Origin of the sequence: Actinomadura sp. NPDC049753, assembly GCF_040674655.1 — a bacterium.
In the GTDB taxonomy this organism is placed as follows: domain Bacteria; phylum Actinomycetota; class Actinomycetes; order Streptosporangiales; family Streptosporangiaceae; genus Spirillospora; species Spirillospora verrucosospora.
On the sequence record NZ_JBFARL010000031.1, the window covers coordinates 16,067 to 28,498 of the forward strand.

At 73.8% G+C, this 12,432-nt stretch carries 6 protein-coding genes; 5 read left to right on the top strand and 1 reads right to left on the bottom strand.

The window, feature by feature from the left end:
• Positions 1–306 precede the first annotated feature (306 nt).
• The 5 genes from AB0K37_RS11510 to coaE all read left to right on the top strand — a co-directional run bounded on the left by AB0K37_RS11510 (position 307) and on the right by coaE (position 6,513).
• On the top strand, positions 307–1,395 hold the full coding sequence (locus AB0K37_RS11510; protein ID WP_363978425.1) for a polysaccharide deacetylase family protein: 1,089 nt from the start codon (positions 307–309) through the stop codon (positions 1,393–1,395).
• Between the two features lie 240 nt (positions 1,396–1,635).
• Complete coding sequence (gene rpsA / locus AB0K37_RS11515) at positions 1,636–3,117, top strand: 30S ribosomal protein S1 (protein ID WP_363978428.1); 1,482 nt, start codon at positions 1,636–1,638, stop codon at positions 3,115–3,117.
• Between the two features lie 218 nt (positions 3,118–3,335).
• Complete coding sequence (locus AB0K37_RS11520; protein WP_363978431.1) at positions 3,336–5,288, top strand: endonuclease/exonuclease/phosphatase family protein; 1,953 nt, start codon at positions 3,336–3,338, stop codon at positions 5,286–5,288.
• Positions 5,289–5,379: 91 nt separating this feature from the next.
• A complete protein-coding gene (locus AB0K37_RS11525) occupies positions 5,380–5,871 on the top strand; it encodes a GNAT family N-acetyltransferase (protein ID WP_363978434.1) in 492 nt (163 codons plus the stop codon).
• Positions 5,872–5,913: 42 nt separating this feature from the next.
• Positions 5,914–6,513 carry a dephospho-CoA kinase gene (coaE, locus tag AB0K37_RS11530; RefSeq protein WP_363978437.1) on the top strand — a complete coding sequence of 200 codons (600 nt, stop codon included), beginning with the start codon at positions 5,914–5,916 and terminating at the stop codon, positions 6,511–6,513.
• Here coaE and AB0K37_RS11535 read toward each other — a convergent pair.
• Positions 6,510–12,380, bottom strand: coding sequence for a TIR domain-containing protein (locus AB0K37_RS11535; protein WP_363978440.1), 5,871 nt, complete (start codon positions 12,378–12,380; stop codon positions 6,510–6,512). The two genes, coaE and AB0K37_RS11535, sit on opposite strands and share 4 nt — an antisense overlap.
• Positions 12,381–12,432: the final 52 nt, after the last annotated feature.

The following is a 12,432-nucleotide window of genomic DNA, read 5'->3' on the forward strand; positions in this document are numbered from 1 at the left end:
TCGGCCGTGGAGTATGCCTTTGTGGGGGTATTTATCCTGGTTTGTCGGGTTGTGGTGATGGGGTGAGTGGAGGTTTGTGGCGGGGGTGTTGTTTTTCGGGGGTGGGTGGGTTTTACCGGGGGTTTTCGGACTTGGTTCTCTGTGGGGCGGGGTGGGAGTGGTGCGTGGGGATCATTCGGGTACGCCAGTGGGTGTCCGTAGATGTCCGGGGGGTCGTACGCTGTCCCCCTGGTCCTGTTCGGGTCTACCGGCGGGGGTACTGTGCCTCTCCTTCACAAGATCGCTGGAGTTGTGGTCGTCTGTGCCGTGGTCCTGGGGCTGACGCTTCCCGGGGGGCGCAAGGAGCATCGCAAGGAGAACGTGGCCCAGCGGGCCGGGGCCGCCTCTGATGCGACGCCCACCGCGCGGGCGGCCAAGGCGGGGATCACGCCCGTTCCCGGGCCGCCGGGGGCCTCGGGGAGTGCGGCGCCTTCGGTGACGGTGTCCACGCCCATCGCCGCGGCGGCGGCCGGGGCGGTCGCGGCCAAGGCCAACGAGCTGGGGCAGATCCCGGTGCTGATGTACCACCGGATCATGAAGAAGCCGGAGCTGTCGCTGGACCGGTCGAGCAAGGAGCTGTACGACGAGCTGACCGGGCTCGCCAAGGACGGCTACTACCCGATCACGGCGGCGGAGTTCGTCAGCGGGCGGATCGACGTGCCGGCGGGCCGGCACCCCGTGGTGCTGACGTTCGACGACAGCACGCCCGGGCACTTCGGGCTCGACCCGCAGGGCAACCCGGCGCCCGACACGGCCGTGGCGGTCATCGAGCAGGTCGCGCGGGAGAACCCGGGGTTCCGGCCGGTCGCGACGTTCTACCTGAACAAGGAGCTGTTCGGGATGGACGAGACGCGGGCCGCGGCCGGGCTGGGATGGCTCCGGCAGCACGGGTTCGAGCTCGGCAACCACACCGTGACCCACCCGAGCCTGTCCGGCATGTCCGAGAAGGGCGTGCACAAGGAGATCGGGGACATGGAGGACCGGATCGTCCGGCTCACCGGGGCGCACGCGACCACGTTCGCGTACCCGTTCGGGGCCGTCCCGAAGAAGAAGGCGTGGGCCGAGAAGCAGGACGGCCGGTACGCCTTCCAGGGGATCTTCCTGGCCGGGTGGCGGCCGTCGGTCTCGCCGTTCGACGCCGACTTCGACCGGTGGAACATCGACCGGGTGCGGTCCGAGGGCAAGATCAAGGAGAACGACTGCACCAAGTACTGCTCCACGGCGTGGCTGGAGTACCTGGACAAGAACCCCGACGAGCGGTACACATCAGACGGAGACCCGAACACCGTGACGTTTCCGAAGGCGGCCGAGGACCGGATCGCCAAGCAGTACCGGGCCTACGCGCGGATGTACTGATCGCGGCGCCGCCAGGCGGATTGACCCCGGGACTTCGGTCCCATATCCTGATCGCTGCGCTGTGGGCCTGCGCGCGCTTCGGACGGAGCAGGCTCGCGCTCGGTCAGGTCGGCGACATCGGTTCGGTTCACTGACGCGGCGGTTGCCCGCGTTCCCTTCCGGTCTTCGGCAGGGCGGATAACGGCCCTCCGCGCACAAGCCCATCACGACTTCCATGTCCGTACCGGAGCCAGCCGACACATGACGAGCAGCACCGAGGCCACCTCGACCACCCCGCAGGTAGCGGTCAACGACATCGGGTCCGAGGAAGCCTTCCTCGCCGCGATCGATGAGACCATCAAGTACTTCAACGACGGCGACATTGTCGAAGGCACTGTCGTCAAGGTCGATCGTGACGAGGTCCTCCTCGACATCGGCTACAAGACCGAGGGCGTCATCCCCTCGCGTGAGCTGTCCATCAAGCACGACGTCGACCCGAACGAGGTCGTCTCCACCGGAGACCACGTCGAGGCCCTCGTCCTCCAGAAGGAGGACAAGGAGGGCCGGCTGATCCTGTCCAAGAAGCGCGCCCAGTACGAGCGCGCCTGGGGCACGATCGAGAAGATCAAGGACGAGGACGGCATCGTCACCGGCACGGTCATCGAGGTCGTCAAGGGCGGTCTCATCCTCGACATCGGGCTGCGCGGCTTCCTGCCCGCCTCGCTGGTCGAGATGCGCCGGGTCCGCGACCTGCAGCCCTACGTCGGGCGCGAGCTCGAGGCCAAGATCATCGAGCTGGACAAGAACCGCAACAACGTGGTGCTGTCCCGCCGCGCCTGGCTGGAGCAGACGCAGAGCGAGGTCCGCCAGACCTTCCTCAACACGCTGCAGAAGGGCCAGGTCCGCAAGGGCGTCGTGTCCTCGATCGTCAACTTCGGCGCGTTCGTCGACCTCGGCGGCGTCGACGGTCTGGTGCACGTCTCCGAGCTGTCCTGGAAGCACATCGACCACCCCTCCGAGGTCGTCGAGGTCGGCCAGGAGGTCACGGTCGAGGTCCTGGACGTCGACATGGAGCGCGAGCGCGTCTCCCTGTCGCTCAAGGCGACCCAGGAAGACCCGTGGCAGCAGTTCGCCCGCACCCACCAGATCGGGCAGGTCGTCCCGGGCCGGGTCACCAAGCTGGTGCCGTTCGGCGCGTTCGTCCGCGTCGAGGAGGGCATCGAGGGCCTGGTGCACATCTCCGAGCTGGCCGAGCGGCACGTGGAGATCCCCGAGCAGGTCGTCCAGGTCGGCGACGAGATCTTCGTGAAGATCATCGACATCGACCTCGACCGGCGCCGGATCAGCCTGTCGCTCAAGCAGGCCAACGAGGGCGCCGCGGGGATCGAGGAAGAGGACTTCGACCCGACCCTGTACGGCATGCCGGCCGAGTACGACGACCAGGGGAACTACAAGTACCCCGAGGGCTTCGACGCCGACACCGGCGAGTGGCTCGAGGGCTTCGACGAGCAGCGCGAGACCTGGGAGCGGCAGTACGCCGAGGCCCGCGCCCGCTTCGACGCCCACCGCAAGCAGATCGAGGAGGCCCGCAAGGCCGAGGCGGAGGCCGGTGCCGAGCCCACGGGCGGCGGCGGTGGCGAGACCTCCTACTCCGGCGGCGGCGAGAGCGAGTCCGGCGGTGGCGCCCTGGCCACCGACGAGGCGCTCGCCGCACTGCGGGAGAAGCTCTCCGGCGGGCAGTGACGCCCAGCCGACGCGCCGTCCGCGCGCGGCCGCCCCGGCGGCTCGCGCGCGGCGGCCGGTGAGACCCTGAACACGGCCGGAGAACGATCTTTCGAGATCGGCCTCCGGCCGTGCTGCGGTTGCGCCACCATGACCCTGAAGGCACGCGCCGGTCCGCGGCGCTCCGCAGCATCCGCACGTCCCGAAGGTCCGCTCGTCCCCCGGGAGCAGTCGTTCAATTGGCCAGCACAGACGTAGGCACCAGGACCGGCGGCCCGGCCGCGGCCGGCCCCCCGATCGTCCCGCAGGGCCCCGCCAGACTCGCGCTGATCGCCGTGACCGTCGCGGTGCTCGCGCAGACGCTGCGGTTCTCGCTTCCGCAGCTCGACCACTTCGCCGACGAGGCCGGGACCGCGGCCGCCGCCGGCGCGGTGCTCGTGGTCTACCTCGCCGGGTTCGCCGCCCCGCTGATCCGCCGCTTCGCCGGCCCGCGCGGGCTGCTGCTCGCCGGCGTCGGCGGGCTGTTCGCCGTCCGGCTCCTCGCCCAGGCGCTCGACCCCCGCACCTGGCTCGCGTTCGCCGGCACCGCCATCGGCATGATCGCCGTCGCGGCGCTGTACGAGGGCGCCCGCGGCCTGTCGGGGGTTGGTTTCGCCACTGCCACCGTCGCGGGCCTGTCCATCGACGGCGCCGTGCGGATGTGCTTCGCCACCTGGGACCCGGTGTGGCGCGACGGCCTCGGCCCCTGGCTGGCCTGCCTGGCGTTCGTCGGCGTCGGCGCCGCCGCGCTCTACCGCGAGCTGGCGTCCGGACCCGTCACCGCGCCCGGCGTGTCCTGGCGGGACGCGCTCGGCGCCGCGGCGTTCGGGCCGTTCCTCGCGCTGCAGATCCTCGTCCTCGCCAGCCCCGCGTTCGTGGCCTCGTCGGGGTGGCAGTCGCTGACCGGCGCGCACGTCGCGATCGTGATCGGGCAGGGCCTCGCGCTGGCGTTCCTGGCCTCCGGGCTCGCCGTGCGGGCCGTGCCGGGCGGCGTGTGCGTGCTCGGCGGGACGGTCCTCGGCGTCGGCGCGGGCGCCGTCGCCGGCACGTACGCGGTCTCCGGCATCGAGGTCGTGCCCGTCGTGATCGTCGGGCAGGTGCTGTCGGCGTGGCTGCTCGCCGTGGCGTGCCGCGCGCCGCTGCGCCGCGCCGGGACCGGCGGGCCCGTCTGGCGGGTCGACGCCGGCGCCGCGCTCGGCGGCCTGCTTGTCGCCGCGATCCTCATCCCGTACCAGGTCAGCGCGGTCTCGCCGCTGCCGGTTCCCAACAACCTGCTGCCCGGCCTCGCCGGCATCCTGCTCGGCGCGCTCGCGGCGATCGCCGCGGCGCGCGGCGGGCCGCTGCCCGCCCGCGCCCCGCTGCGGGCTCTCACCGCCGGCGCCGCCGCGCTGGTGCTGCTGGCCGGCACCCTCGTGTTCACCGTGGCCGCGCCGGACGGCGAGGCCCCCGCGGCGCCCGCCGCGGGGCAGGTGCGGGTGCTCAGCTACAACATCCACGACGCGGTCAACCAGTCCGGCCGCCTCGACCCCGAGGGCGTCGCGCGCGTCATCGAGGGGCAGCGCGCGCAGGTCGTCCTGCTGCAGGAGGCCGGGCGCGGGTCGCTGCTGTCCGGCACCACCGACGTCGCCGTGTGGCTGTCGCGGCGCCTCGGCATGAAGCTGATCTGGGGGCCCGCCGCCGACGGCCAGTTCGGCAACGCGATCCTGACGTCGCTGCCGGTGCGCAGCTCCGGGACGGGCCGGATGCCGAAGGGCGACTGGTCGCAGATCCGCGGCTACGTGTGGGCGCGGCTCGCCGTCGGCCGGACCACGGTGGACGTGTGGTCGACGCACCTGGAGGGCGGCGACGACCGGGGCCACGAGCGGGCCCGGGAGATCGCGGCGCTGCTGCGGGCGTGGGGCGGCGCTCCCCGCACGATCATCGGCGGCGACTTCAACGCGGGCCCGGGCAGCCCGGAGCTGACCGCGATGACCGACGGCACCGACCTGCGCAACACCGCGATCGGCGGCGAGCAGTACCCGACCAGGTCCGACGGCACCAGCACCGACTGGGTCTTCGGGTCGGACGGTGTGCTCGTCACCGACTACGACGTGCCCGAGTCCGACGCCTCCGACCACTACCCGGTCGCGGTGACCGTCCGGATCGGCCGGTGAGCGGACGCAGGCGGCGTCCGCCTCTAGGGTCAGGGCATGAGCGAAGCGCACCGGGGGGCGCGGGGCGTCGGCCCCCGCAAGGAGACCGCGCATGAGCACTGAGACGGTCGTGATCGAGCGGGCGGCCCCTGCGGACGCGGGGGAGATGATGACCGTGCAGCGGGCCGCCTACGTCTCGGAGGCCCAGCTGTACGGCGACCCGTTCATCCCGCCGCTGGTGGAGTCGGTCGAGCAGCTCGGCAAGGTGCTGGCCGGGGACGCCGTGGTGCTGAAGGCGGTCGAGGACGGCCGCCTCGTCGGCGCCGTGCGCGCCCAGTTCAGCGACCGCACGTGCCTGGTCGGGCGGCTCGTCGTGGCCCCCGACCTGCAGCGCCGCGGCGTCGGGCGGCGCCTGATGACGGAGCTGGAGGACGAGATCGCCGGGCGCGCCGACGCGTGCGTGCTGTTCACCGGCCACCTCAGCGAGGCGAATCTGCGCCTGTACCGGCGGCTCGGCTACTCCGAGACGCATCGGGAGCGCGTCGCCGCGCACCTCACCCTCGTCCACATGCGCAAGGCCCTCGTCCCCGCCGGGACCCCGTAGCCGCCGGAAGCCCTCAGCCGACGCGCCGCTAGGGTGAGTCCCGTGCTGAAAGTGGGACTCACCGGCGGGATCGGTTCGGGCAAGAGCGAGGTGTCGAGGCGGCTGCGCGAGCACGGCGCGGTCGTCATCGACGCCGACAGGATCGCCCGCGAGGTGGTCGAGCCGGGCACTCCGGGTCTCGCCGCCGTGGTGGCGGAGTTCGGCGAGGACGTGCTGCTCCCGGACGGCGCCCTCGACCGGGAGAAGGTCGGCCGCATCGTGTTCGCCGACCCGGACCGGCTCGCCGCCCTGAACGCGATCGTCCACCCGCTGGTGGGGGAGCGGATGCAGGAGCTGATGGACGCCGCCCCCGCGGACGCGGTCGTCGTCTACGACGTGCCCCTCCTGGCGGAGAACGGGCTGGCCGGCATGTACGACGAGGTCGTCGTCGTGGACGCGCCCGAGGAGGTCCAGCTCGACCGCCTCGTCGCCCGCCGCGGCATGACGGAGGAGGACGCCCGCGCCCGCATGGCCGCCCAGGCGTCCCGCGCCGACCGCCGCGCCGTCGCCACCCACGTCATCGACAACTCCGGCACCCTCACCGACCTGAAGACCCGGGTCGACGCCCTCTGGGCCTCTCTCACCCGCCGCGCCGCCCCCTAGAACGGGGCGTCGAGGGGGAGGCGGCGGACCTCGGGGAGGTAGGCGTCGAGCTCGCCCGGCTCGAAGCGGCACAGGCCCACGGCGTACCAGAACTCGGCGGTGGCGTTGCCCTCCCACTTGTAGCGGCCGTCGGGGGCCAGGGCGGCCCAGCCCTCGGCCAGGCCGAGGAGGGTGGCGCGGCGCGCGGGGGCGGTGCGGTCGGTGACGTCCCACAGGATGACGGCGCCGTCGTCGCCCGCGGTGGCGAGCAGGGAGCCGTCCGGGCTGAACGCCGCGGACCAGACGCGGCGGGTGTGGCCGGTGAGGGTGTGCAGCAGCCGCCCGTCGGACGGGTCCCAGAGGCGCACGACGAGGTCGTCGCCCGCGCTGGCGAGCATCGCCCCGGACGGGTGGAACGCGGCCGTCCACAGGCGCCCGGTGTGCTCGGTGAGGGTGTGCAGGAGCTCGCCCGTGGACGGGTCCCAGAGGCGGACGGTCCCGTCGTTGCCGGCGCTGGCGAGCGTCTCCCCGGACGGTGAGAACGACACCTGGTACACGCGGTCGCCGTGGCCCCGCAGCTCGGCGGAGAGCTCGCCCGTGAGGGGGCTCCAGAGGCGGACGACGCCGTCGTCGCAGCCGGTGGCGACCAGGGCGCCGCCGGGCTGGAAGTCGATGGAGCGGACGCGGCCCCGGTGCCCGGCCAGGTTGACGATCTCGCGGCCGGTCGTCCAGTACCAGAGCCGGACGGAGTCGTCGTCGTTGGCGGTGGCGAGGACGTCCCCGGACGGCGCGAACGCCTGCGCCCAGACGTGGTCGGTCTCGACGTTCAGCTCGCGTTCGAACGTGCCCGTCCCGGCCTGCCACAGGTGGACGCCGCCGTCGTTGGTGGCGGTGGCGAGCTGGGAGTCGCGGGTGTTGAACGCGGCGGAGGTGAGGTTGTCGGCGACGCCGCGCAGCTCGCGGATCATGCGGCCGGTGCGCGGGTCCCAGAGCCGGACGAGGCCGTCGTTGCCGCTGGCGGCGAGCATGCCGCCGTCGGGGCTGAACGCCACGCCGGTGACGCGGCGGCCGTGGCCGCGCAGCACGACGCGGCACTGCCCGGTCTCGGCGTCCCACAGCCGCGCCGTGCCGTCGTTGCTGCTGGTGGCGAGCTGGGCGCCGTCCGGGCGGAACGCGAACGGCCACACGGCGCCGCGGTGCCCGGCCAGTTCGAGGCGCTGCCGGCCGGTGAGCGGGTCCCACAGGCGGACGGACCCGGCGCTGTCGGCGGTGGCGAGGCGGCCGCCGTCCGGGCTGAAGCCGGCCTGGTAGATGCCGCCGCCGTGGCCGGTGAGGGCGCCGCGCTGCTGTCCGTCCTCCCAGATGCGGATGGACCCGTCGGTGTCGCCGGTGACCAGGAGGCCCCCGTCCGGGTGGAACGCGATGGCGTAGACGCGGCCGGTGTGGCCGAGGAGCTCCTGGCGGATCTCGCCGGTGCGGATGTCCCAGAGCCGGACGACGCCCGCCTCGTCCCCGGCGGCGAGCAGGGAGCCGTCCGGGTGGAACACGGCGCGGAACACCGCGCCGTGGTGGCCGGCCAGCTCCCGGCGCAGCGCGCCGGTGGCGAGGTCCCAGACGCGCAGCGTGCCGCCCGCGTCGCCGGTGACCATGAGCGAGCCGGCGGGGTCGAACACGGCGGTGTAGACGGGGGCGGTGTGCCCGGGCAGCTCGTGCAGGAGGAGGCCGGACACGGCGTCCCACACCCTGATGGTCCCGTCGGCGGCGCCGGCGGCGACGAGGTCGCCGCCCGCGGGGGAGCGCCCCCCGACGACCAGGGGCCACACGCCGTCGGGGTGGACGGCGAAGGTGTGCGCGGTGTGGCCGGTGGCGAGGTCCCACAGGCGGACGGAGCCGTCGGCGGACGCGCTCGCCAGGAGGCCGCCCGCGCCGTCGAAGGCGACCGCGTAGGCGCGGTCGGTGTGGCCCTGGAGGTTGCGCAGCGGTGTGCCCGTGACGGCGTCGCAGACGAGGACGCCGCCGTCCTCGCTGCCGATGGCCAGGACGGAGCCCGCGGGGCTGTAGGCGAGCGGCTGGGGGAGGCGGCTGGTCTGGAAGTGGAAGCCGTAGGGGACGCCCACCGCGGCCGGCGCGACCTGGATGTCGATCGGGCGGCCCGGCGCGATGGCCGCCTCGCGCAGTTCGGGGGCGTTCGCGACGCGGTCGGGGAGTACGGCGTCGACGAGGGCGGCGCGGGTCCAGCGGCTGCCCTCGACGGCGACGTCGCGCAGGTCGGCGCGGGCCAGGCGGGCCCGGGACAGGTCGGCGCCGCGCAGGTCGGCCCCGGTCAGGGTGGCCTCGTCCAGGCGCGCCCCGGCGAGGGAGGCGTCGCGCAGGACGGCGCGCGAGAGGTTCGCGCCCACGAGCTGGGCGTCGGTGAGGTCGGCGCCGGTGAGGTCGACCTCCTGGAGGTCGCGGTAGGACAGGTCCTCGCCCTGCAGGCGGGCGCCGCGCAGGTCGGTGTGGGCGGGGGTGCGCAGCCGCGTCGTGATGCGGATCGCGTTGGCGCGGGCGATGTCGTCGGCCTCGGGGTCGGCGAGCACCCGGGCCGTCCATTCCTGGCAGGCGCGTGTGTCGGCGAGGTCGCAGAGGAAGTCGACGGCGAGCTGGGTCAGGGCGCGGCGGCCGAGGGCGGCCGGCTCCTCGCCCTTGGCGAACTCGTCCGCGATGTGCCGGGCGACGAGCCACTCCATGACGGACGTGTGGATGAAGCCGAACAGGCCTTCGGGGGTGCGCACGAGCAGGCTCCCGGCGCCGACGGCGTGGGTCACCTGGTGCGGCGACATCCGTCCCCCGGCGAGACCGGTGAGGGCGTCGGCGACGTCGGCCAGCTCGGCGAGCCGCAGGAACTGCTCGTTGCCCTCCCACAGCCGCAGCGCGAGCGTCCCCACGGCCTGCCACATGTCCTCGACCTCCAGCCCGGACGGGCCGCCCGCGCCGCCGACCCGCTCGGCCTCGTACGCGAGCCAGGACGACAGGATCTCCTGGTAGAGGTCGGCGGGGCTGACGGCGCGGCGCGCCTGCGCGACCGCGCGCAGCCGCTCCTCGGGCAGGTCGGCGATGAACGACAGCATCCGCGGGTTGGACGTCAGCGCCAGCAGCTCCTCGATCCCGGCCAGCAGGGTCAGCCGGTCCTCGGCGGCGTCCTCGTCGCCGTACCGGTTCACCAGGTACGAGCGGACCTGCGGGGGCGTGAACTCCTCCAGGGAGAGGACGCGGCGGTGCGGCAGGACGCCGACCTTCTCGCCGAGGGCGGTCAGCACCTGCGCCTGGGACTTGAAGTGCTGCGTCCGGCTCGCCACCACGATCTTCGCCTTGTCCTGGGCGGCCTGCAGCAGCGTGTCGAGGTGGTCGGCGGCCCGGTCGTAGGTCATCCGCGTCACCAGCTCGTCGAACCCGTCGAAGAGCAGGACGATGCGGCCCTGGCGGAGCATGTAGTGGAACGCCTTGAGGTCGATCAGCTCCTCGCCGTGGTTGGCCAGGTGCGCGGCGACCAGGCCGTCCACCGAGTGCGCCTTGTCGAGCGCCCGCAGCTCGATGAGGATCGGGACGACGTGCGGCAGCTCCTCCGGGATGCGGCGGGCCAGCTCCCGCAGGGCGAAGGTCTTGCCGCGGCCGAAGTCGCCGAGCAGCAGCAGGAAGCGCCCGTGGTCGGCGGCCAGCAGCCGCAGCATCTCGCCGACCACGTCGTCGTGGACGTCCGCGCCCGACCGCCGCCCGTCGCCGGGTTCGCTCTCCGGGAGGAACCGGTCGAGCTCCCGGTAGCGCTGGGGGACGTACAGGGACGGCGGGTAGAGCCCGCCGGCGGACAGCCGTCCCGTCTGGGCGGCGACGTACTCAGACAGGTCGACCAGGCCCTGGAACTCGGTGAGGCTGCGCACCCGGATGCCGCGGCGCAGCGCGTCTTCGCGCACGGACCGGGCCGGGGCCGGCCCCAGGTACACCAGTTCCGAGCCGTGGTCGGTGCCGTCGGCGTGCACGTGCCGGACGAACGCGTCCACGTCCGCCTCGGTGACCTGCCCCACGTGGGCGCCGATGCGGTACTGGCGGACGAAGCCGTCCTCCAGGTGGGTGAGCAGGAGGTGCGGCGGGTCGGAGCGGCCGTCCTCGCGCGCGGGCGGGACGACGCGCCGGATGGTGGCGCGCTCGAACCGCGTCTCGCACGCCTCCGTCAGGCGGTCCAGCAGGCGCCCCGCGGGATCGGGGACGGGGTCGGCGGTGCCGTCGCCGCCGGGCCCGAGTTCGGGGGAGGGAGGGGCCGGCGGGGTCTGCGCGAGGGGCGGCGGGAACGTTCCGCCCACGGCCGTCCAGGACCGTTCGAGGCGTTCCGGGCCGCGCCTGGCGGCGTCCTCGGGGATCCAGCGCTCCAGCCCGTCCCCGCGCACGACGACGAGCTGGTGCCGGCCGGGGCCCAGCGCCGGGACGCACGGGACGTCGCCGGAGGCCAGCACGGGGACGGCGCCGTACTCCGACTCGGTCCCCTGGAAGAACAGGTTGATGTGGGCGGCGAGGAGCGTCTCCACCGTCTCGGGATCGCGCAGCGCGCCCGGCTCGCCCGCGATGGGCGTGTGCTCGACGGCGCCGAGGCGCAGCCAGCCCTCGTCCTCGAAGTGCCGCAGCCGCTGGTTGAACCAGGCGGCCTGCGCCTGGCCGACGCGCCCGTAGCGGTCCTCCTCGCGGTGGGACTGCGGCAGCGTCGAGTTGAGCCCCGCCACCACCACCTTCAGGTCGGGGACGGGGAACAGCGTCCACGGCTGGGCGCTGTCGAAGATGAGCGCGTCGATGCCCTGGTAGAACTCCTTGAACAGGCCCGCGTAGTGCCGCCACTTGGGCCAGTACGGCGGCTGCGGCTCGATGTCGTCGGCCTCGCAGCTGGAGAAGTACGCCTGGCAGGCCGCGCGGGTGACGTCGTGGGTGCCGGGCACGACCACGACGCGCTGCGCCTCCAGGCCGAGCAGCGCGCGCAGGCTCGTCAGGAACGACAGCGCCTCGGTGAACTCCTTGCGGCTTCCCGAGTGGGTGAGGTTCCCGGTGACGACGATCAGGTCGGGGCGCGGCACTCCGGCGTCGGCCAGCCGCGTCACGTCGCTCCAGATCCGGTCCTGGAGCTCCACCGCGGTCGTCGGCTCGCCGGGCTCGGCCAGCGTCCGGCCGAAGCGGGGACCGGAGACGTGCAGGACGGTCAGGTGCTCGCGCGGCTCGTGCCCGGAGTCCGCGGCGGGGAACGCCGGCGCGGCGACGGGCGCCCGCCGGGCGGGCCGCTCACCGGCCGGCCCGGGCCGGCCGCCCCCGCCACCGCCTCCGGGCCCGTCAGGCTCCTCCAGGCGGCCTACCAGCGGTTCCCGGCCACCGGGAAGCGGCCCGGGGCGGTACTGCCCGGCTCCGGGGAAGCCAGGGCCGTGGAGGGGGCGCGCGTGGCCGGCGAGGGCCTCCTGGATGCGGCGCATCAGCAGCCGCCGCGCCTCGTCCGGGTCGTCCACCCCCACCAGGTCCACGTAGGTGATCGTGGAGAGCAGGCCGTCGATCGGGCAGTCCTCGATGCGGACCGTGACCAGCTTGCGCGCCGGGTCGTCCGGGTCGGCCCGCAGCGCCGCCATCCACTCCATCCGCCCGTACCGGGAGCGCAGGTAGTTGCGCGACAGCACCGCCACCACGACCTTGGCCTCCGACAGGCCCCGGTCCATGTAGTCGATGAAGTTGGTCCCGGGCACGAAGTCCCACGCCTGCATCATCGTGCGGTGCCCGGCGGCCTCCAGCTGCCAGGCGATCCACGACGCCCACCGTTCGTCGGCCGGCGAGTAGCTGATGAAGAAGTCGGTCGGGCGCTCCTGGGGGTGGCCGGGGGTCGTCATGGCGCCAGTATCGCGCGGAGCACGGCCGGACCGCAGTCACCCGGCCGCCTGT